At 62.3% G+C, this 21,199-nt stretch carries 20 protein-coding genes; 9 read left to right on the forward strand and 11 right to left on the reverse strand.

Annotated elements, in window-relative coordinates; genetic code table 11:
• Window positions 1–99 precede the first annotated feature (99 nt).
• The 9 genes from NKI31_RS22915 to NKI31_RS22955 all read right to left on the reverse strand — a co-directional run bounded on the left by NKI31_RS22915 (window position 100) and on the right by NKI31_RS22955 (window position 10,542).
• Window positions 100–1,167 (reverse strand): cyclic nucleotide-gated potassium channel, encoded by a 1,068-nt coding sequence (locus tag NKI31_RS22915; protein WP_352652597.1) that lies wholly within the window; start codon window positions 1,165–1,167, stop codon window positions 100–102.
• Between the two features lie 144 nt (window positions 1,168–1,311).
• A complete protein-coding gene (locus NKI31_RS22920; RefSeq protein WP_352652599.1) occupies window positions 1,312–2,382 on the reverse strand; it encodes an adenylate/guanylate cyclase domain-containing protein in 1,071 nt (356 codons plus the stop codon).
• Window positions 2,383–2,385: 3 nt separating this feature from the next.
• The gene (locus NKI31_RS22925; protein WP_023670316.1) at window positions 2,386–2,880 is read right to left on the reverse strand and encodes a Rab family GTPase; all 495 of its coding nucleotides are present in this window, start codon (window positions 2,878–2,880) and stop codon (window positions 2,386–2,388) included.
• A gap of 11 nt (window positions 2,881–2,891) precedes the next feature.
• Window positions 2,892–5,570, reverse strand: coding sequence for an OmpA family protein (locus tag NKI31_RS22930; protein ID WP_352652600.1), 2,679 nt, complete (start codon window positions 5,568–5,570; stop codon window positions 2,892–2,894).
• A 7-nt stretch (window positions 5,571–5,577) separates the two neighbouring features.
• Entirely contained in the window at window positions 5,578–6,243 is a 666-nt protein-coding gene (locus NKI31_RS22935) for a hypothetical protein (RefSeq protein WP_023670314.1), read from the reverse strand.
• A gap of 198 nt (window positions 6,244–6,441) precedes the next feature.
• Window positions 6,442–6,843, reverse strand: coding sequence for a GFA family protein (locus NKI31_RS22940; protein ID WP_023738664.1), 402 nt, complete (start codon window positions 6,841–6,843; stop codon window positions 6,442–6,444).
• A gap of 21 nt (window positions 6,844–6,864) precedes the next feature.
• The gene (locus NKI31_RS22945) at window positions 6,865–7,923 is read right to left on the reverse strand and encodes a Gfo/Idh/MocA family protein (RefSeq protein ID WP_023684783.1); all 1,059 of its coding nucleotides are present in this window, start codon (window positions 7,921–7,923) and stop codon (window positions 6,865–6,867) included.
• A 103-nt stretch (window positions 7,924–8,026) separates the two neighbouring features.
• Window positions 8,027–8,812 (reverse strand): ThuA domain-containing protein, encoded by a 786-nt coding sequence (locus tag NKI31_RS22950; RefSeq protein WP_352652601.1) that lies wholly within the window; start codon window positions 8,810–8,812, stop codon window positions 8,027–8,029.
• 167 nt (window positions 8,813–8,979) lie between these two features.
• The gene (locus tag NKI31_RS22955) at window positions 8,980–10,542 is read right to left on the reverse strand and encodes a tlde1 domain-containing protein (RefSeq protein WP_084558234.1); all 1,563 of its coding nucleotides are present in this window, start codon (window positions 10,540–10,542) and stop codon (window positions 8,980–8,982) included.
• Between the two features lie 482 nt (window positions 10,543–11,024).
• Between NKI31_RS22955 and NKI31_RS22960 the strand changes: the two genes are divergently transcribed.
• The 3 genes from NKI31_RS22960 (at window position 11,025) to NKI31_RS22970 (ending at window position 12,529) form a co-directional block, all read left to right on the forward strand.
• Window positions 11,025–11,576, forward strand: a complete 552-nt coding sequence (locus tag NKI31_RS22960) for a cytochrome c (RefSeq protein ID WP_352652602.1) — start codon at window positions 11,025–11,027, stop codon at window positions 11,574–11,576.
• Between the two features lie 130 nt (window positions 11,577–11,706).
• Window positions 11,707–12,129 carry a hypothetical protein gene (locus NKI31_RS22965; protein WP_023684778.1) on the forward strand — a complete coding sequence of 141 codons (423 nt, stop codon included), beginning with the start codon at window positions 11,707–11,709 and terminating at the stop codon, window positions 12,127–12,129.
• Between the two features lie 238 nt (window positions 12,130–12,367).
• Window positions 12,368–12,529, forward strand: coding sequence for an FCD domain-containing protein (locus NKI31_RS22970; RefSeq protein ID WP_023752549.1), 162 nt, complete (start codon window positions 12,368–12,370; stop codon window positions 12,527–12,529).
• Window positions 12,530–12,853: 324 nt separating this feature from the next.
• Here NKI31_RS22970 and NKI31_RS22975 read toward each other — a convergent pair whose 3' ends face one another.
• Entirely contained in the window at window positions 12,854–13,786 is a 933-nt protein-coding gene (locus tag NKI31_RS22975; protein WP_023693913.1) for a dimethylarginine dimethylaminohydrolase family protein, read from the reverse strand.
• A gap of 14 nt (window positions 13,787–13,800) precedes the next feature.
• Window positions 13,801–15,402 carry a zinc-binding metallopeptidase family protein gene (locus NKI31_RS22980; protein WP_352652603.1) on the reverse strand — a complete coding sequence of 534 codons (1,602 nt, stop codon included), beginning with the start codon at window positions 15,400–15,402 and terminating at the stop codon, window positions 13,801–13,803.
• Window positions 15,403–15,485: 83 nt separating this feature from the next.
• Between NKI31_RS22980 and NKI31_RS22985 the strand changes: the two genes are divergently transcribed.
• From NKI31_RS22985 to NKI31_RS23010, 6 genes are all read left to right on the forward strand, one after another.
• Window positions 15,486–16,382, forward strand: coding sequence for a LysR substrate-binding domain-containing protein (locus NKI31_RS22985; protein ID WP_023684774.1), 897 nt, complete (start codon window positions 15,486–15,488; stop codon window positions 16,380–16,382).
• Window positions 16,383–16,485: 103 nt separating this feature from the next.
• Window positions 16,486–17,577 (forward strand): ABC transporter ATP-binding protein, encoded by a 1,092-nt coding sequence (locus tag NKI31_RS22990; protein ID WP_352497185.1) that lies wholly within the window; start codon window positions 16,486–16,488, stop codon window positions 17,575–17,577.
• Between the two features lie 83 nt (window positions 17,578–17,660).
• A complete protein-coding gene (locus NKI31_RS22995) occupies window positions 17,661–18,776 on the forward strand; it encodes an ABC transporter substrate-binding protein (protein ID WP_023754686.1) in 1,116 nt (371 codons plus the stop codon).
• Between the two features lie 21 nt (window positions 18,777–18,797).
• Window positions 18,798–19,631, forward strand: a complete 834-nt coding sequence (locus NKI31_RS23000) for an ABC transporter permease (RefSeq protein ID WP_023670301.1) — start codon at window positions 18,798–18,800, stop codon at window positions 19,629–19,631.
• The gene (locus NKI31_RS23005) at window positions 19,631–20,437 is read left to right on the forward strand and encodes an ABC transporter permease (protein WP_023689053.1); all 807 of its coding nucleotides are present in this window, start codon (window positions 19,631–19,633) and stop codon (window positions 20,435–20,437) included. The genes NKI31_RS23000 and NKI31_RS23005 overlap by 1 nt, the downstream gene beginning before the upstream one ends.
• A 107-nt stretch (window positions 20,438–20,544) precedes the next feature.
• Window positions 20,545–21,159, forward strand: coding sequence for a LysE family translocator (locus NKI31_RS23010; RefSeq protein WP_352652604.1), 615 nt, complete (start codon window positions 20,545–20,547; stop codon window positions 21,157–21,159).
• Window positions 21,160–21,199 lie beyond the last annotated feature (40 nt).

The following is a 21,199-nucleotide window of genomic DNA, read 5'->3' on the forward strand; positions in this document are numbered from 1 at the left end:
GCTACGCCTCTGGAACTTCCACGTGCCGTCCAGAAGCTTCGCGCGTGGTCGATAGAGCCGTACCATCCAGTTCCAGCCGGGCCACCATCGGCTGTACGGTCAAGCCACCGGCGCCGCGCCGCGCCGCTCGAGCGCGGTCCTGCGGATGATTTCCGCGATTTCCGGGCTGCTGCTGCACAGCATCTGGAAATCCGCCGCGTGCAGCGACAGGAGTGAGACAGAAGTTGCGGCAGTGACGGTCGCCATACGCGGTTCGCCGCTGATCAGCGCCATCTCGCCGAAGAAGGCGCCAGGGCCAAGCTCCACCGGGTTCGGCGTCGCGACGCTGACGCGGCCCTCCACGACGAAGAACATCCGATCGCCGGTCTCGCCGCTGCGGCAGATCACGGCGCCCGCCGGCACCGTGCGGGGTCTTAACGCGCGCACGATCTCGACCAGCGTGGCCGGGCCAAGCTTCTGAAACAACGGAACGCCGGCAATCAATTGCCAATTGCGGACGAAATCCTCGCGACGGACTTCTTGATAAAAGCCGGAGGCAAGAATGCCGGCCCAGAGCCCGAAGATGCCGATGCCACACATCATGACAGCCCCGGCAAGGACGCGGCCGGCGAAGCTTTGCGGAATGTCGTCGCCATAGCCGGTAGTGGACAGCGTGACCACCGCCCACCACATTGTCTCGGGGATGCTGCCGAACTTTTCCGGTTGGACGTCGCGCTCGATGACATAGGCCGCGAGTGCGACACCGAACAGAACCAGGCCGAAGACCGTGGTGACGCCGACCAGGTTGCGCGCTTCGTTGGCCAGAACCCTGCCAAGCAGCGGGAAGAAGGTCGAGTCGCGCAGCGGCTTCAGCAGCCAGACAGCACAGTAGAGGCTCCGGTCGGGCGTGCCGTCGAGCAGAAATGCGGTGACTGGAACGAAAACCGCGAGCACATCGATCGCGATTGCCGGCGTCCTGTCCCTGAGGTCTCCCGCCCAGCGCTTGAGCAGGGTCTCGGCCATCTGCAGAAGATAGGCGGCCCAAATGACAGCGAGCACGGCAGCCAGAGCCAGTCTGCTTCGTCCGGACATGTTCGGCATCGTGAGCGCAGCCACCGCCAGAAGCCCAGGCGCAGCGAGCACCGCATTTAGCGGTGCGTAGATTCTCAGAAAAGGCAGTACCGACATTCTATCCCACCAGCGGCCACTGTGCTCCAGAATAGAGGCCTTCCGGGCAAGCGCAAAGGGTGCTTTGCGATCGCAAGATCAGGTCACGCCAATGGCTTTCGGGCGCCGCTATCGGCGCTCCACGGTCGCACCGCAGGCGACGGATCAGCTCGGGAGCCGCCACATTCGCACGCGACCCGCACCGCGCAATTCCGTTTCCTCGAGTGGGTCGCAAGCAAATTTCGGTCCAAGCAGTTGGCAAGTTGCATCGGAAATACGGATTTCATCGGGCTCCGCGGACGTTTGAATACGTGAGGCGAGATTAACGGTCTCACCCCACAGGTCATAGGCGAACCGCCTCTTGCCTATGACGCCGGCGACGATCGGTCCTGAGTGAATTCCAATTCTCAGCCTTATCGGTTCTCCTGCGAAGCGTTCCCGCTTGACCGCTTTGCGCAGCTCAATCGCATAGCGCGTGAGGGCCTTTGCATGATCGGATCGCGCCGTGGGCAGGCCGGCGACCACCATCACACAATCGCCAATTGTTTTGATTTTTTCGCAGCCGTATCGCTCAGAGAGCCGATCCGCCGCCTTGAAGAAGTAGTTTAAAATAGCGAGCGTCGTCACCGCTCCGACGCTGCGCGCTCTTTCGGTAAAGCCGACGATGTCGGCAAAAAGCACACTCACCTCCGCATGGTTGTCGGCAATTTTCTTTTGCGCTTTCAACCGCTCCGCGATGGATGCCGGAAGAATGTTGAGGAGCAGGGTTTCGGCGCGCTGGTATTCACGCGCCAATCCCTCCTGGCTCTTTCTCAGTGCCTCGTTCGTCGATTGCAATTTTTCGTTGAGTTGACGCTCCCTCTCTTGCAGGAGCGTCATTTCATAGGCCTTCTGTTGAAGCCGCTGCCTGTTGTCTCGTTCGGCAGTGGCGTCCAGAAAAAGCAGCCACACGAACGCATTGTCAGCAAAAAAATGGAGGTCGGCGACACGCCCGCCGGGCAGTTCAACCATGTCCATGCGAAACGGAAGCTCCGGGCAAGGCAGCAAACCCTCCATGAATTCAAGCTGCTCGGCAACAGGCTTGCCGATGCGAAGTGATGACAGCCCGTAATGTTCAACATTACCGCCCTTGGCAGCTATGCAAAGCTCAGGGTCGATTTTCAGATAAGCGACAGCGTGCCCGTCGAAGAAGAAATTGAAAAACCAATTTCTGACTTCTTTTGGCAATTCGTGCATGGTCTATTTGGTGACCATCAAGGCAAGTTGACGAAAGGCGTCATCGACCTGCTCGCCCGAAAGCGCACTTGTTAGATAGATTTGCCATCCACGTTGCCTCAACTCGTTGATCTCACCATCCGATATCGCCCACCGATCGGCCAGATCGGACTTGTTGAACAGCAATACGAACGGCATGGCGCCGAATTCGGCCTCGACCCGTTCGCGCAGCGTGAGTGCCACGGCAAGAGTAGCGGCGCGGGTTCCATCGACGACAAGCACGAGCCCGGTTGCACCGCGAACATAGCTGACGCGGAATGAGCCGATATCGTCTTCGCCGGCCAAATCCCACAAAATCAGATCCACGGTTTTGTCCGGGAGCGCGACGCTCTTCTTGTCGATTTTCACTCCAACGGTGGTCAAGTAGGTTTCTGAGAAGATGCTCTGCACAAACCTGCGGACCAGACTCGTCTTTCCGACAGCGAAACCGCCCAGCATGCAGATCTTTTTTTGCAACATGTTGGGCTCCGCTAGTCCAGGTTTACGGTAATCGAAACCCGGCGATTGGTGGAGCTACCGGTTAGACTGTTTTCAGGTACAGCCGGCTCAAAAGTGCCCGCGCCCCGAACCAGCAGCAATTCGGGAGCGACGCCCCGCTTGTTGAGAAGCGCACGAACTGTCTCGGCGCGGGCGGCGCTGATCGACGCGTTGGCCGTCTCACGGCCCGTGGTGTCCGAATGCCCGGTCAACATGAACCGCGCCGTTACGCCGGAATTGCGGGCACTCTGGGCGAATTCCTTTATTTGATCCGCCAACCTGTCGAGAACCGGCGTCTGCTCCGGTCCCGGCACAACCTTGCCGGAAGAGAAGAAAATATCGGTCGTCTGGATGGCCTGCCTCAAATGATTAAGTTCTGCAAGGTTCAGCTCACGCAGTTGCGAGACATCCAGAACCACTCCGTCCGCCGAAAGTTGTTCAGCGGCGGCCCGCGCGCGGTTGATCCAGCCGGCAGGAGCCTCACCCACGGCCACGATGCGACCCTGGATGATCGAGAGATGAACGGTTTTCGGCGGGGACAGCGCCGCGGTCAGCCGCTTCACCACAAACTTCGGATCAAGGCTCTGATAGAATTGCCACTGTGCATGAACGCGGGCAGGATCAACGTCCGTTCCGGAGAGCAGGGCTTGCGGGTCGGCGGCAAGCGGGTCTCTCAAGCCGGAAATGTAGAAATGTCCGCCCCTCGCGCTTTGTTGGGCGACGATGATTCCCGATTGGGCCTCAAGTCGCGACACATAATACTGCCAGTGCTCCGCCGCGCGTGCTTCGGGGCTCACGTCACGAACCTTGGAGATGTCGAATTCGGGTCCGCCTGCCGAAAGCTGCCGGGCCGCCGCGCGCGCGCGATCGATCCAGGTGTCGGGAGCCTCACCCTCGGCAACGATGCGATCATCGACGATCGAAAGTCGTACTGTATCCGGCGGATACAGTGACGCCGTCAGCCGCTTCAGCACGAACTCCGGCTCAAGGCTCTGATAGAACTGCCACTGCGCATGAACCCGGGCGGGATCGACCTCTGTTCCCGACAACAGCGACTGCGGATCGGCGCCAAGCGGGTCTCGCAGGCCGGCAATATAGAATTGGCCGTCGCTTATCTTTTGGTCTGCAACGATGATGCCCGGCTGGGTCTCCAGTCGCGACACATAGGCGTGCCAGCGCTCCGCCTCGCGCACTTGGGGACTTACGTCACGAACCCCCGAGATATCGAAGACCGGCCCGCCTGCCGAAAGCTGCTGGGCCGCCGCGCGCGCCCGGCTGATCCAGGTGTCGGGAGCCTCACCCTCGGCGACGATGCGGCCATCGACAATCGAAAGTCGCACTGAATCCGGCGGAGCCAGCGACGCCGTCAGCCGCTTCAGCACGAACTCCGGCTCAAGGCTCTGATAAAATTGCCATTGCGAATGAACCCCGGCCGGATCGACTCCCGTGCCTGACAACAGCGACTGCGGGTCGACGGCAAGCGGGTCCCTCAGGCCGGCAATATAGAACTGGCCATCGCGTACCTGCTGTTCGGCAACGATGATGCCCGGCTGGGCCTCCACTCGCGACACGTAAGCCTGCCAGCGCGACACGTAAGCCTGCCAGCGCTGCGCTGATTGCCAGGAAAGAAAGTACCAACCGCCTGCCAGACTCAAGAGCAACAGGGCAACGGCCGCCACCAGCCACGGAAATCCGTCGTTTGATTCCTCCTGCTTCAGCTCGACGCAGGTCTGCAACTGCGCCTCTACGGAGGCCAGCTGCGAACCGTCGCCGTCAAACTGCTCTAAAGCCTCTGAGGATTGCTCATGGATGCGAAGCAACACATCGCGAACGATTTCATGCAATTCCTCCGGCGGATTTCCCCGGATCACCGAAACCAGTGTCGCAAACGGTCCAACTTCCGACCAGAGACGAAGCTCGCCGAAACGGATTGTGTCCAGGCCGCTCTGCTCTTTCTCGTTAAATGAGTCTTTTACAAAATCCTGAATCGCACTGAGCATCGAAGAAATGAGCTGAGGATCTTCGCTCGTCGCATTGTCGGCAGTTACATGCGCTATCAAAAGGCCGGAATTCCGATGAATGAGAAAGGCATGTTCCACACGGTAGACAAGGGAATGCTTCAGAACAACTGCCGAGAAGCTTGCCCCTGTTCTCCAGGCTTCAAGTCTCCACTTGAGCCCGTGCCAGGTGAATATGTGCCTTAGAGTTTCATTCAGCGACTGAAAGGTCTGGTCGATCTTTTCGCCGATCGACTTGCGAATTGCCGGCAGAAACACCGGGTACAATATGTCCGTCAGCGTGCGCGGGCTCTTCTGGATCGACCGTTGCACAGCCCGTTCGACAGCTGGCGCAAGCGCCTCGCCGAGTTGCGCGTAAGGCGCTCGTCCGGCAGCACTGGGAAGAACGTCGCCCACGGCCGCCGCAAGCTGCTCGGGTTCGTCGAGCAGATGCGTGACGCGTGAAAGCTCGGAGATTTCGCGGCTGACCAGCAACTGCCGCAGCGTTTCCATGCGCGGATCGGCGGTTGGAACCGCCTCGAACTGCGCACGGTAGTCCGGATCAACGTTCCGGGCAATTTCGATCAAAAGACGAGCCAGAGCCTCGCGATCAATCTCTGTATCGTTCGAGGCTGTTCTTTGCGGAAGGTTGAATGGGTCGACGGTGGACGTCAAGGTCCCATCAACTCACTTTCCAGCTGCGGTCCGAGTTGCTCTTGCTCCCGACGGGATCCTGATTGAGACACTTTGCAACCTCGACAAACAGGCCAGCCAAAAGATTTCGGTCGGTCTTGACGTTGCTGAGGTCGGCAAACATCTTCTCGATCAGCATCTGAACGCCTTCATTCTTCTGCTTGATTTCCTCACGCAGCAAATGATCGTTTCGATTTATCCGGTCCGAAACGTCGCGCTCGAGCGCGCTCAACTGATCCGACAACGTGCGCACCTGCTTTTCAAGAGCCTGGTTTTGCTCGCGAAGATTCCGGTCGATCTCCTTGTCGGCATCGGCTCGTGAATCTTTTTCGCTCCGCAATTGCCCTGCAAGCGAATCGATCTGCTTCTTTGCATTCGACTCGTACATTTCGAGATTGCGCTTGGCCTCGGACTCGACATCCTTGAAGCGCTGCAACACCCGTTCTTCAAGCTTGGAAAAACGGCGGTCATAGTCCTGCATCTGGTTGCCGAAGAGCAGGTCACGGATCTTGTCGACACCGACGGCGTCGCCGGCGGTTCCGTTTTCGCGGGCCTGAACTCCCATGAAGTTCAGCCCGTTTCCTTCTGTGTTACCTATCAGATTTACGTCCGCCTTCTTTTCTGAAGAAGCGGAATTCGAAGATTCCTTAGCCATCCATATACCCCCATTGAACACATGCCGTCAGGTAAGCATGTCAGCAATCGGGCCGCAAGCCGGATTCGTCTTGACTTATGCCTATTCATGGGGCAGCCGAGCGCGGTGGCTAACGGCTCGGCAATGGCAATCAGGGGGGCGATGCCCTCTCAAAGGCGCGGAGCGTGCGGACGGTTCCGGGTATCCAAAAAGCGGCCTTCAGTCGAACGTCGCCAGCGGCTCGGCGTTGATCTCGACCCACTCACAGCGACGGCTTTCGTGGTAAAAAGACTGGAAGGGCGGCGGGAACGACGGGTCGGCGAAGGCGCCGACGGGAATGGCGATCACACCGGGCTGCGTGTCGATGCGATAGTGGACGGCGGCGCCGCACTCCGGGCAGAAATTGTAGATGACGCGGCCGCCCTCGTCGCCGGCGCGCGTGAACTGCTTCGCCCGCCCCTCGATCGATACATCAGCTTGCGCAAACCGGACATTGTAGCTGAAGGCGCTGCCGGTGCGGCGCTTGCAGTCGAGGCAGTGGCAGACCGAGATGCGCACCGGCTCGCCCGAACAGACGGCTGAAAGCTGGCCGCAGAGACATTGCGCGCGGCGCGAGACCATAGTTTCTTCCTCCCCTTCACATCACTGCGTATCGGCGCTGGCCCTCAGTTCCGTCCGCTTCTGTTCCGAAACCATGGCCAGATCCAGCACCTTCTGCAGTTCGGCGGCATGGTGGAATGAAGGCTCGGCCTGCACGCCGCTGCGAACCGCATCGACGAAGCGCTGGTAATTGGTCGGCACCGTGCCGGCGTCGAGCACCTGCCATTTGGCGTTCTCGATATCCTCGCCGACACACGCCTTCAGTTCCGAACCCTCGAGATTGTGCACGACTTCGATGCCGCCCTTGTCGCCATAGATGCGCAGGCGCAATTCGTTGATGTGGCCGGTCGCCCAGCGGCTGGCGTGAACGACGCCAAAGGCGCCGTTGGAGAAATCCAGCGTCATGGCGAAGCTGTCATTGGCGTCGAGGTCGTATTCGCCGATACGGTTGCCTGGCGCCTTGTCGAAGGTGCGCAGCCGGCAAAACACGTGGTCGACGTCGAGTGCGGCGCCATAGCTGGCGAAATCGAGGATGTGGATGCCGACATCGCCGAGCACGCCGTTGGAGCCGTGGTCGCGCGACAGCCGCCACAGCCATTTCGGGTCGGTGCGCCAGTCGCCCCAGAATTTCGAGACCAGCCAGCTCTGTAGATAGGAGGACTCGACGTGGCGGACGGTGCCGATCTCGCCGGCCAGCACCATCTGCCGCGCCTTCTGCAAGGCAGCGACATTGCGATAGGTGAGATTGACCATGTTGACGATGCCGGCGGCCTCAGCCGCTTTGGCCATCTCGCTTGCCTTGCCGAAGTCTTCGGCCAGCGGCTTTTCGCACAGCACCGGCTTGCCGGCCGCGATCAGCGCCATGGTGGTCGGGTGGTGAATGCGGTCGGGCGTGACGTTGGCGACCGCATCGAACTCGCCCCACGCCAGCGCGTCTTCCAGCGATGTGAATCGCTTCGGTATCTTGAACCCGTCGGCAAATTCGCCAACGCGCTTTTCATCGACGTCGACAGCACCGACGATCTCGACGCCGTCGATACCGCCGAAGCGGCGGGCATGCTCCTGCGCCATCCAGCCGGTACCCAGTATCAAAAGCCGCATTCTCTGCACTCCGAGCGAATTGGTTCGATTCAATCATATGGCGCAGATACGGTCTAGGAAACCCATGCGGAAAACCGCTACGCCTTTTTTCCTGGATTTTGCTTTAGCGGAAGCCGGCCTCGCCCGAAGCGTGCAGCTTGCCGCCGCGCTCGACGATCGGCTCCAGCGCCTTCTCGACCGGCACGTTCGGCGCCTCGAGGATCGCCGACTTGGTGCCCTGCGGATTGTGCGCCCACTTCACCGCATTGCGCAGCACCTTGTGCACATTGGCGTCGTGATAGGTCGGATAGGTCTCGTGGCCCGGGCGGAAGTAGAAGACATTGCCGGCGCCGCGGCGATAGGTCAGCCCAGAACGGAACACCTCGCCGCCCTGGAACCAGGAGATGAAGACGGTCTCCAGCGGTTCGGGCACGGCGAACTGCTCGCCATACATTTCTTCATTCTCGAGCTCGAAATATTCGCCGACGCCTTCGGCGATCGGATGGCTGGGACTGGTCGCCCAGAGCCGCTCGCGCTCACCCGCCTCGCGCCATTTCAGCGTGCAGGGCGTGCCCATCAGCCGCTTGAAGATTTTCGAGAAATGGCCGGAATGGAGAACGATCAGCCCCATGCCTTCAAAGACCCGGCGGGCGACGCGCTCGACGATCTCGTCGGCGACGGCGCCATGATCCTTGTGGCCCCACCAGACCAGCACGTCGGTCTCGGCCAGACGGTCGGCCGGCAGGCCGTGCTCCGGCTGCTCGAGCGTGGCGGTCGAGGCGGAGATCGCCTTGTCGGCATTCAGCGCCTTGGCGATGGTCGTGTGCATGCCCTCGGGATAGAGGGCTGCGACCACCTCATTGGTCCGCTCATGGATGTTCTCGCCCCAAACGACAGCGCGTATTGTCATGGATGTCCTCGTGGTGAAGCCGACCCGCAGGGGTCACTCATAGTCTGCCTGGGGGTGAAAAGGGAATAGGCAGTGGGGAATAGGCAATAGGGGCAGAAAAACAATCAACAGGCGATGGACGCTCCTGGGCCCTACTGCCTACTGCCTACTGCCTACTGCCTACTGCCTTACGCTCCCCGGCCTTCCTGAGCGACCCGCGTCAGCGGCTTGGTCAGGCGCGGCACGACGACGAGGCGCTTGATCTTGCCCTTCTTGTAGGCGGCAAGGAAGCGGGCGTAGTCCTTGAAGACGACGCAGCCATTGGATTCCGCACGGCCGCCGCGCAGCATGTAGGTGTGGGCGAGCAGGCCGTCGCGGCCGTATTTATTGCCGCCGCTGACGGGAGTGAGACGGAGCGCCTCGACGCCATGGAAGCGGGATTCGCGCAGTCGCAGATCATAGGTGTTGGGCGGCGTCGGGCCGACATTCTTCTTGTGCACGAAGCGCGGCTGGTCGACCATCGAACCCAGCCCCGAATGGGCCTCCAGCCGCGAGCCGTCCGGCATATAGACGGTCTTGGCCGAGATATCGTACACGGCGACGCCGCCGCCCATTCCGGGCGTGGCGAACAGATCCTTGAAGGCGCGACCGACACCGCCCGCCGGGACGTCCGGCTTGGCATAGGCCAGCATCTCGCCGGCCTGTGTCTTCGACCGTTTGCCAGGCTTGATCCGGCTTGATTGGATGCTCTGGCTGTCTGGCACGCCAGGCAGTGCGGCGACCTCCGAAGTACTGCGTGGCGAGCGCGGCGACGAATTGCCCGGCGACTGGGGTGCGGGGCTCTCGGGCGTCCTGTCGGTCTGTGGCTTGGCTGCCCTGGGCTTGCTGGCTTGCCGAGCCTCGGCAGGCTGAGCGGTTTCGGCGCGTGGACGCCAACCGGGCAACGCAATGTTGTCGGGCAGATCGTCCTGCGGCGGCAGCGAAGCGACCTGAACCTCGGCCTGCTCAGGATCCTGCCCTCCGGCGATTGCTTCAACGGCCGGCGGCGGGGCCAGCATGTCAGCGTCTTCCGGCAAGCTGTTGGCCAGCGCCAGCGCCAGGCGCGATGAGCGTTCGATCTCAGCCACTTCCGGCCCAAAGCGTTCCGAGGCCGGGCCATGCTGATCGGGCAGCCGGACTTCGGCGAAACGGGCAGCGACCGGAAGGCTGGCAAGCATGAAGGGCGCATTCGAGGCCTTGGCGAAGGCGGCAGCCAGCTTTTGCGGCGACAGCTCTGCCTTGGCCACCACGCCGTCGAAGCGCATGCCGCGCGAAGTGGCGAGAGCGACGCTGGTGTTTGGCGCAATGTTTGAGGCGACACTGCTCGGGGCCACAGCGTGCGTGGCCGGCTTCAGCCGCGCCATCTTGCCGTCATGCGCGAAGTTCGCGGCGGCATGCGCGCAGCCGGCGTCGCATTGGCTGAGCAGCGAGGCCTGTGATTTTTGCGCCGAAAGCCGAGGCGCCCACGAATTGGCGAGGCTGCGGCGCGAATCGGCAAGTGCTGCGTTCGGCAGAAGCAGACTGTGCGGAAGGCTGTTGGAGGCTGCGGTGAGCGAGGTACCGAGCGAATAGAGGCCGGCCATGGTTGCCACCGACCACAGCGCCAAGGCCGCGCCGACAACCGGCACCACCACCCAGCGCTGGCCGGATCTCTTCGAAGTCAAACCCCGTTCAGGAGTATCGCCCCGGTCTTTCAAACGCAAAAACGCCATACAACCACTCTCAATCGGCATGCAGGCTTGCGACCCTCGCATCCGTGACATCCACAGTTCGCTGGTGCCCCCTGCACCTTTCGCGTCTGTTGCCGATTGAATCAAAAGATGGACAAAGTTGGTTAACCAATCCCTCCATCAGCCACCGATTATGCGGCGCCTGATACGAAAAAAAGAGCACTCCATGGTCTGCGCCACGGTAGAATGCTCTCCCTCACCCCCGCCTTGCTGCCCGTTTTTGCGATCCAAGTCAAGGAAACGCTGCGTCAGCTTGCTGCAAGCCTGTGCTGATTGCCCGCTGATCGGCCTTCTCAATCAGTTGACCTTCCGGTGGCTGGAAGGTCTATCTGCTCAGAGACGGAGACCTCCGGCGACGGAAATTTACCGATGAGAACCGGCATCACGACTGAAGAATCCGACTGCAGGTCGAACCCCTGCTGCGGCTGGCTGAGCACGGATGGATGGGGCAAGGACATGGCGCCGTGAGATGGACTGTGAAAGCGGCGCCGCTGTGGCTGGTCTGTGCCCTTACGATGGGCGCCTCCGTCGGCAGCGGACCGATCGTCGCGGCCCGCCAGGCGTCGATGAAGGAGATGGCGGCGGCTGCGAAAACCATTGCCGGCATGTTCGACCGCAGGCAAGCCTATGACGCGGCAGCCTTCAAGGCGGCAGCGGACACGCTGCGCGCGCGCACCGGCCCTGCCCTGATTGCCGAATTTCCGAGCGGCTCGCTTGGACCGCCTTCGCAGGCCAGGCTGGAGATCGATCAGTCACGGGCGGAATTCGAGGCCCTGGCAAATCATATCGGAACGCTGGCCGACGCTCTGGCCGCCAAGGCCGAAAGCGCGCCGGCCGTCATCACCGATGACATGCGCATGGGCACCGGCCTGGCGATGGGCGGCGGCAGCCTGCTCGGCAAGCGGCCGAGCGCCGTTGAAGTCGATCCGACCAAACTGCCGGCGGAGCATATCCTGCATCTCATCCTGCAGGATTGCTCGACCTGTCATTCGAAATTCCGGCAAAAGGTACAGTGAAGCGACATTATCCGGCGGAGCATTTTCTTGCTGGCCTGCGCCACAGTCACTTTGCATACAAGTAAATTCGTTTGTGCTAATATATCGAGGATCGTGCATATCCATGCATGACGAGCATCGGGAGGATGCAATGAAAACCATGAATCGCAGGTCTGCAATTGCCCTCGGTCTGACGACCGCCGCGGTAGCGCCTTTGTTCACCTTGGCGGCATCGGCAAAAATCAAGAAATACGGCCCGAAAGAGGGCAAGGAGATTGCGCCCGGTGTCAGGGTGGTGGAGGTCGGCACCGGCAATGCAGACATTCCCGCCTACAAGAGCATCGCAATTATCGACGTTGTGTTTCAGCCCGGAGCACATGCTCCTCAAACCGTGATGGACAACGACATGGTGTGCACCATTACCTCAGGTGCATTCACGATCAAGAAAGCGGACAAGGAATTCAAGCTAAAGACGGGTGATATGTACACCTGCTCCAAGGGCAAGACCGATGAAGCGACGAATACAAGCAAGGAGGTCGGCGTGCATCGCATCGCCGTGTTGATACCCGCATAGCAGATGGAATTCCGGCCGGACCACGCCGTCGCGAGTCCGGCCGGCCAGACGAGGCGATCTCGTTCCGTCGTCAGCGCGGCCATCTCACGCCAGCCACTCCCTGATCGCCGAGCGGGCGGGAACGGCGCGCATGTGGTCTTCGCGCTATGGCTTTGTTTGGGCATGATCTTTTTGGGGAAGCTGGCTTGGTTTTCAAATCATCGGCTAGGTCAAATGGCTGATCAACCAGCGCATCCACGTGGCCAATACGGAGATCGAAAACCGCACGAGTTTTGCCGGCCACCAGGCGGTGTTCGAGGCGATCGAGCGCCGCGACCCGGAAGCGGCCGGCCAAGCGATGCGGGCGCATCTGGAAAACGCCCGGCGCAAGTTCAATTCAGGTTCGGGCAGATTGGACTAGCCGGCAGACGCGGCAGCGCTCTGGCGCAAAGCAAAAAGCCCGCCGTTCAAAGCCGGCGGGCTCCCTTCAATCACACAGCGCGATCCGGTCGCCGATAACCAGGACGACCGAATTTCGGCCTTCAGCGGCTGGTTGCGCTCAGGGGGCGGGCTTCGACGGGTTCGAAGCGACCAGCGATCCCAGTTTGCCGGCTTTGGCCAGACTCGGCTTTTCGTAAGTTTTCTTCACAGAATCCCTCCTCTAATGGCATCAATTTCCTCTGCCAGGCCTGTTTTGTCAAATCTGACAGCAGTCCGTCACAGGTCCCGGCGGCAATTCGTGCCCTTACGCCGGCTCGCGCTTGAGCGCCTGCGCCATGCAGTGAATGCCGCCGCCGGTCTTGGAAATCTCGCTCATGTCGACGGCAGCAACCTCGAAGCCGCGCGCTTTGAGTTGGCCGATCAGCGACTGGCTCGACGTCGGCGCGATCACCCTGTCCTTGCCAAGCGACATGAAGTTGCAGCCGAGCGCCATCGTGTCCTGGAACGGCACGTCGATGATCTCGTGGCCCTTGCCCTTCAGCCAGTCGACGATGCCGGGCTCGGTGCAGGCGAGACACACCGCGGTGAGTTTTTCGGCGATCGGCACCACCATCAGGTCGATATGGACGTAATATTCGTCGATGAAGGCGAGGCGCGTTTCCCAGCCTTCCTTTTCGAACCAGTCCTGCACCTGCCGGGCGCCCTCTTCCTGCGTGCGGGCGCCGCCGCAGCCGATCAGCACCACGCCCTCCTCGATGACGTTGAAGTCGCCGCCTTCGAAGGTGCCAGCCGTGACCATGTCGTAGATGGGGATGCCGAGCTTTTCATAGGTGCGGATGGCGGCATAGTTCTCGCCGCGCCGCCACCAATTGGCCATGGCGGTGATGAAGGCGCCGTAGGGCGTCATGACGCTGGAGTCTCTGGAATAGACCTGCATCGGCAGTTCCGGCGTCGGCTCGTGCCAGTGGATGTTGACGCCGAAATGCTCGTAGGCGGCGACGAGGTCCTTGTGCTGCGCCTGCGCGATCTGGACGTTGCAGGGCGCTTCGCGCAAATGCTTGCGCGACAGCGAGCTGGTCGAGAGGTGGCGCAGGAAGTTTGGCGAGCCGAGCAACACGTCTGTCAGCACGTCGGTCTCGTTGGCAAAGCCCCATGACGTCAGCGGCTTGGTGCCGCCGGCGGGGTTGCGGCGTTGCAGCGAGAACGGCTCGGCGACGATGCGGTCATGGACGGTCATAAGGTTCTCCTCGATTATGCAGCTTGATTGGGTTGGCTGCTCGGAATCCACCAATCGCGCCCCCGCGCGGTGGTGACATATTCCGGCCAGCGGAAATTGATCGGCGGGTCATAGTCGCAAAGCGGCGCGATCCAGTTGGAGCCACCAATGCCGCCGCCGGTGCGGGTGACGAATTCGTCCATGGCCGCATCGCGCGCGGCCTTGTCCTCGAGCAGGCGGAGGGCTGCAAGCGCAACCGTCTTGGCGGCGCAAATGACCATCGGGTCGATGGTGGCCGAGATACCGCCCAGCGCGTTCATCGCCCAGGATGGATAGGCATGGCCATTCGCCGAGCGCAGCGCCGGGCGGGCGACATAGAAGCGTGCGGTCGGCGTGTGCCACGACATGTCGGTGTAGTCGTCGGAGGTCGAGTTGATCTGCGACGGAGGCAAATCGCGGCGCAGGATTGCCTCGGCCTCTTGCGGCGCAACCAGCCGCTCCATCTCGTCGATGAAAGGGTTGTCGGTCGCGGTGCCGCCGGCATTGACCTGGACCTCGCGACCGATCGCTTTCGCCGCCTCGTCCCAGCTCGGAGCGCCAACGGTGGACAGCGCCTCATAGGCAATCCCCGCCATGGCGTGATTGGCGAGGCCCGGCCTCGACTTCGACACCCAATGGCGCTCATGGCGACAACCGCTGATCGCCGCGGCCGCGGCCGCATTACGGTCGAGCACCGCGGTGACCTGCTCTGCCATGGCAATGGTCGGCACGCGGATCATGTACTGGATCTCGGCCAGCCCCGCCGGCAGATTGTCGGCGGTCGCCTGCCCGGCGGTGAGGATCGCCTCGCTGACCGACCAGCCGCCCTGGTGGGGCAGCATGGAATCGCGCAGCGCCTTGGAGGCCATGTACATCGTCATCAGTGCGTCGTTGGCGCCGGGCGCCCGCACCGCCGAATGCGCCTGCGGGATCGGCGCGCCATCGCCTGTGCGAACCCAGTTTTCGGGTTCGTCGCAGACAAAGCGGTAGATCATCGCATAGGCGGCGCCGCAATGCGTATCCCAGCGCGCCGTGTTGCAGAGCGGCAGCATGTAGAAAGGGTGGAAGGAGATCATGCCGGCAAGGCCGTCATAATAGCCCTGGGCCGCATGGATCGGTTTCGAGCCCCTGACCTTTTCGGCCGGCTCGCCGGTGAAGCGCAGCGTGCCCTCGATGCCGTGGCGTTGCATGGCCGCCTTGGTGGCGAGCAAGCCGCCGAGGCTGGCAATGCCAAGCCCGGAATGCGGATCGGTGTGGCCGCCGGCCTCGCTGCCGAGGCCCGGGCGCGATCGCTTCACCGTTGCCGCGTCCTGGCAGTTGCCGGGCACGGCGTCGTATTCGCCGTACATGCCGATGGTCGGCCCCGGGCCATTCGTCCAGTGGGCGCAAAAGGCGGTCGGCATGCCGGCCGACCCTTCCTCGACCGAAAAGCCCTCATGCTTCAGCCGCGCGACATACCAGGCCGCCGACTGGTATTCGCGCCAGGCTGTTTCGCCGAAATCGAAAATGGTGCGCGTCCACGCCGACAGCGACGGCTGGATGCCATCGAGACAGGCAAGCGCGGTGGCTTGCGCCGAGGTCGTCACCGGTTTCTCCATGCGGCCCAAGAAAGCAGTGAAGCGGCATTGCAAAAAGTGATATGTTTTTCCGGTTCATGCAAATTCGGTTCACCTGAGGCCTCTTGCGAATACCTTCCACACAGGCGCTGCGCGCCCTCGACAGTTTTGCCCGTCACGGCAGCGTCTGGCGCGCCGCCGACGAACTGCACCTCACCCGCAGCGCCGTCAGCCATCAGTTGCGGCTCCTCGAACGCGACCTCGGCTTCGACCTGCTGGAGCGCATCGGCAAGGGCGTGGCGCTGACACCGCGCGGCCAGCGCTATGCCGCCGATGTGAGAAAGGCGCTGACGGTGCTCGGCGATGCGGTGACGCGCCAGGCCGGCACGGGCGTCGGCGGTTCGTTCGCCGTTTCCTGCACGCCGGGCTTCGCCTCTCTGTTTTTATGCACCCACATCGGCGAGTTCCGGCAGATGTATCCGGACGTGGCGCTGTCGATCCTGACGCCCAGGCGGCTGGACGATGTCAGCAATCCGGACGCCGATGCCTTCATTGCCTTTGGCGTCGGCAACTGGCCGAACCGCTCGGTGGAGTTGCTGTGCGAAATCTCGTTCACGCCACTTTGCAGCCCGACACTGCTCAACAAGGTCGGCGGCTTTTCAAAACCGGCCGACGTGCTGCGCGCCAATCTCCTGCATCTCGGCGACACCGAGGACTGGGCGCGCTGGCTGGCGCTGTCCAAGGTGGAAAACCCCGACACCGAAGGCGGCATCTTCTTCTCGGACATGAACCTCGTTTTTTCCGCGGCGATCGCCGGCCAGGGCATCGCCATGGGCGACGAGCTGACCAGCCGCCGGGCGCTGAGCGAAGGCCGTCTGGTGCGCCCCTTCGACATCGCGATCCCCTCGCCGCGCTCGTATTTCCTGGTGTCGGAACATGCCAAGGCCAGCCACCCGGTGCTGGAAGCATTCAATGGGTGGTTGAGGTCGAAGCTGTCGGAGAACCGGATCAGCCCGTACTAGCCTCCCATCCGTGAATCAAATTTGCCGATCAGGCGAAAACTATTCGGTTGCGGTGAGCCGGCGCACTGCCCTACGCTCAAGCCACGATCAAGGAAGAGGCAGGATGCAGCAACCCGGCCGGGCCGCAGAGATCAAGGCAATCGGGATCGGCAAGAGCTTCGGCTCGTTCCAGGCGCTGGACGATCTGACGCTCAATATCGGCCGCGGCGAGTTTTTGACGCTGCTCGGCCCCTCGGGTTCCGGCAAGACCACCTTCCTGATGATTCTGGCCGGCTTCGTGCAGCCCACCGTCGGCAGGCTTTTCAGCGACGGCGTCGATATCACCGAACGGCCGGCCGAGCAGCGTGCCGCCGGCATGGTGTTCCAAGGTTATGCGCTGTTTCCGCATATGTCGGTCGAAGCCAACATCGCTTTCCCGCTCAAGGTACGCAAGAAATCGGCTGCCGAGATCAAGCGCCGCGTTGCCGAGATGATCGAGCGCGTCGGGCTGAAGGGCCATGAGACGAAACTGCCGGCGCAGCTTTCCGGCGGCCAGCAGCAGCGCGTGGCACTGGCGCGCGCGCTGGTGTTCGAACCCGGCGTGCTGCTCCTCGACGAACCCTTCTCGGCACTGGACAAGGGCCTGCGCGGCCAGATGCAGGCCGAAATGAAGCGGCTGCATCAGGAGACCGGCACCACCTTCGTCTTCGTCACCCACGACCAGAGCGAGGCGCTGGCGCTGTCGTCGCGCGTCGCCATCTTCAACCATGGCAAATTGCTGCAGGTCGGAGCGCCGGACGAGGTGTATGACCGGCCGGCCAACCGCTTCGTCGCCGAGTTCCTGGGCGAGATCAACATGCTGCCGTTGAAGGGGGTCAAGCCCGCCGACAATGGCTCGACGGGCCTCTGCGAGGACCGCGCGGTCAACATGCTCTGCAAGGCCGAGAAAGTCCGTGGCGATGCGATCCTGGCGATCCGGCCCGAGCATATGTCGATCGCGCGCGAAGCCGCCGCCGGCGAGAATGGCATCGCCGCCACCGCCATCGGCTCGACCTATCTGGGCGCGGCGACCAAACTCGATCTGACGACGCGCCAGGGCGCCAAGGTGACCGTCTCGGTGCCGAACGAGGTCGCGGCGGCGGCGCTGAGCAAAGGCAATTCCGTCTGGCTGACCTGGCCGGCGGAAAAGGGTTTCCTCCTTCCGGACGGAGGATGACGACGAGAACGGCGAAGTCTTCCAGCAAAGAATCTGGAGCGCGCCATAACCACCGGAACCAACAACGAAAAAGGGGAACTAAAATGACAGACCAAAGCAAAAAACAAGCCATGGACGCGCTATCCGCCCGGGCTGTGCGCGGCGAGATTTCGCGCCGGCAATTCACCCAGCTTGCAGCCTTCGTGCTGGCCGGCACGCCGATGCTGCTGCGCTCGACCGGCGCGTTTGCGCAGGCCAAGGAACTGGTGCTGGTCAACTGGGGTGGCGATGCCCTCACCGCTTATGACGCCGCCTATGGCCAGGCCTTCACTAAGGAGACCGGCATCGCCGTCAAGATGGACGGTTCGGGCCCGACCGAAGGCGCGATTGCCGCACAGTTCAAGAGCGGCGCGCCGACCTGGGATCTCGTCGACGTCGACCCGTTCTCGGCCATCACGCTCGGCGCGCAGGGTGCGCTCGAGCCGATCGACTACGCCATCGTCGACAAGAAGAAGATGCGCGAGGGGTTCGGCTGGGAATACGCGGCGTCGACCTATTTCTTCTCCTATGTCATCGCCTATGATTCGGAGAAATACGGCAAGGACGCGCCGACCGGCATGGCCGACTTCTTCGACGTGAAGAAGTTTCCGGGCAAGCGCTCGCTCTACAAATGGGGCGTGTCGAGTTGGGAAGCCGCACTTCTCGCAGACGGCATCGCGCCGGCCTCGCTCTACCCGCTCGACCTGAAGCGCGCGCATGACAAGATCGCCGCCTTCAAGGAAAACGTCGTGGCTTACTGGGGCGGCGGCGCCGAGAGCCAGAGCGTGCTGCTCAACGGCGAAGCCTCGATGGCGATCGTGTGGTCGACCCGCGCCTCGCTGATCGAGCAGGACTCGGGCGGCAAGATCAAGTTCATCTGGGATCAGGGCCTGATTTCGCCCGGCGCGCTGGCCGTGCTCAAGGGCAACCCCGGCGGCAAGGACGCAGCGATGAAGTTCATCGCCAGCGCCCAGGATCCGCAAAAGCAACTGGTGATGTTCGACAAGCTCGGACAGGGTCCGGCCAATCCGGCCGCCGATGCGCTGATCCCCGCCGACAAGAAGCGCATCAACCCGGTCGATCCCGAAAACATGAAGAAGCAGATCGCGCTCGACATGGACTGGTACGCCAAGAATTACGGGGCAGCACTCGACGAATACACCAAGATCATCTCGGCCTGACCAGGCCGGGCACGAGCTTCGATGAGAGGCACCCTCTCCGACAGGATGGGCGCGGCGGTGCTGATGGCGCCGCTGCTCCTGTTCCTTGTGCTGGCCTACGCCTGGCCGTTCCTCGGCGTCGTCAAGTGGAGCGTCACCTTGCCGACACCGGGACTCGGCCAGTATGGCGCGCTCGCCACCGATGCCCTGGTGCAGTCTGTGTTCATCCGCACGCTGCGCATCGCGCTGATCGTCACCGTGGTTTCCGTGGCGGCGGCATACGCCATCACCATGGTGTGGGTGCGCGGCAGCCCGGCACAGCGCATAATCGCTGAATTCTGCATTCTCGTCCCCTTCTGGATCTCGGTGCTGACCCGCGCCTTCGGCTGGGTGGCGCTTTTGTCCAACCGCGGCCTGATCAACACCTGGCTGCAATCGATCGGCTTCATCTCCGAGCCGCTGGCGCTGGTGCGCAACGAGTTCGGCGTCATCGTCGGCATGACGCATTTCCTCATTCCCTTCGCGGTGTTCCCGCTGGCCTCCGCCATGCGCAGCCTCGACGAGCGCGTGCTGCTCGCGGCGCGCGGGCTCGGCTCCAGCCGTATGCGCACCTTCTGGACCGTGTTCGTGCCGATGACGCGCTCCGGCATCATCGGTTCGGCGATGATCGTGTTCGTCTTCTCGCTCGGCTTCTTCGTCACGCCGGCGATCCTCGGCGGCGGCCGCAGCGTGATGATCGCCGAGCTGATCTATCTGCGCATCTTCCAGAGTCCCGATTGGGGACTGGGCGCGGCGATCAGCGTCGTGCTGGTGCTGTTCGTCGGCGCGCTCATGGCGCTGCTGTTCCGCTATGTCAGACCGAAGCAACTGATCTGATGCCGACCTATCGCCCCGGTCCCGTCTCGCTGATCCTCGCCGTGCTGGTGGCACTGTTCCTGCTGCTGCCGCTGCTGGCGGTCATCCCAGTGTCGCTGACGCCAAGCCGCATGCTGGCTATGCCGACGGGCGAACTGTCGCTGCGCCACTACCGCGCGCTGATCGAGGATCCGCGCTGGCTCGACGCCATCCTGCTGTCGATCCGCATCGGCATCGTCAGCAGCGTCATCTCCACCGTGCTGGCGCTGTGCTTCAGCCTTGGCGTCTGGATGTTCCAGCCGCGCTTCACGGCCACCCTTGTCGGCTTCGTGCTGTTGCCGATGGTGGTGCCGCCGGTGGTCTCGGCGATCACGCTCTACTTCCTGCTGACGTCGATCTCGGGCATGAGCTCGTTCTTCGGCTACGACACCTGGCTGGGCGTCGCCATGGCGCATTCGGTGATGACGGTGCCTTTCGCCACGGTGCTGATCCTGGTCTCGCTCAGCCAGCTCGACCGCCGCATCGACCTTGCCGCGCGCGGCCTTGGCGCCGGCGTGTGGGAGCGCGCCACGCGCATCATCATGCCCAACATCAAGTTCGGCATCGTCACCGCCGCGCTGCTGTCCTTCGTGCTGTCCTGGGAAGAGATCGGCGTCACCCTGTTCATCACCTCGGTCAACGCCATCACGCTGCCGCGGCTGATGTGGATGGGCCTGCGCGACAACATCGACCCGGCGATCGCCGCGCTCTCGGTGATCCTGATCATCATCACTGTGCTGGTGCTGGCGGTGAGGACTGTGGTGGTGAAGATGCGCGGCGGGCACTGAGCCAAGGTGGCCAACAACAATCGGCGATAGCCAAGCCGCTGTGTGAAGGGCGTTACGGACGGTGAGCGCCGGGTACATTACGCGGCGTCATGGGAAACCTGCCGCTGGTGACATTTGCCTTCGTGTCGGTGCTCGGAATGGCGGTTCCGGGACCGGACGTCGTGCTCGCCATCACCAACGGCTCCCGCTACGGTTTTCGACGCGCGTTTCTCGGCATGGCCGGCGTCGTACTGTCTGATTTCGTTCTTATCAGCATCGTCGCGCTGGGCTTCGGCGCTCTTCTGCTGGCTTCGGAATTCTATCTCTCGGCTCTCAGGATGTTCGGCGCGGGCTATCTGCTTTTCGTCGCCATCGGTACCCTGCGCACCGCATCCCGACCTTCGTTCAACCCTAACCTTCCCGAAACACGCCATTCAGCCAAGGCACTCATTGGGCGCTGCTTCCTGGTGGCGGTCACAAATCCGGCGGCCTGGCTGCTTTTCCCCGCGATCCTGCCGCATTTTGTCCGCGAGGATGAGCCGATCGCGATCCAGTATGGCATCCTGGCCATTATCGCCGCGCTTGCCGATGTGTTTGTGCTGACGTTTTACGCAGCCCTTGGCGCGCGGGCTGCAAGGCTTCTGGCTGGGCCAAACGCCGTGTGGATCGACCGGTTTTACGGTATCGCCCTGCTTGGTCTTTCGAGCACTTTGATCCTGCAATCCCTCGGCCATCTGAGATAGTCGACACAGGAACACACAGGCCCGGATTTTAGCAACCGGC

The organism is Mesorhizobium sp. M0659, from assembly GCF_040320605.1.
Lineage (GTDB): Bacteria > Pseudomonadota > Alphaproteobacteria > Rhizobiales > Rhizobiaceae > Mesorhizobium.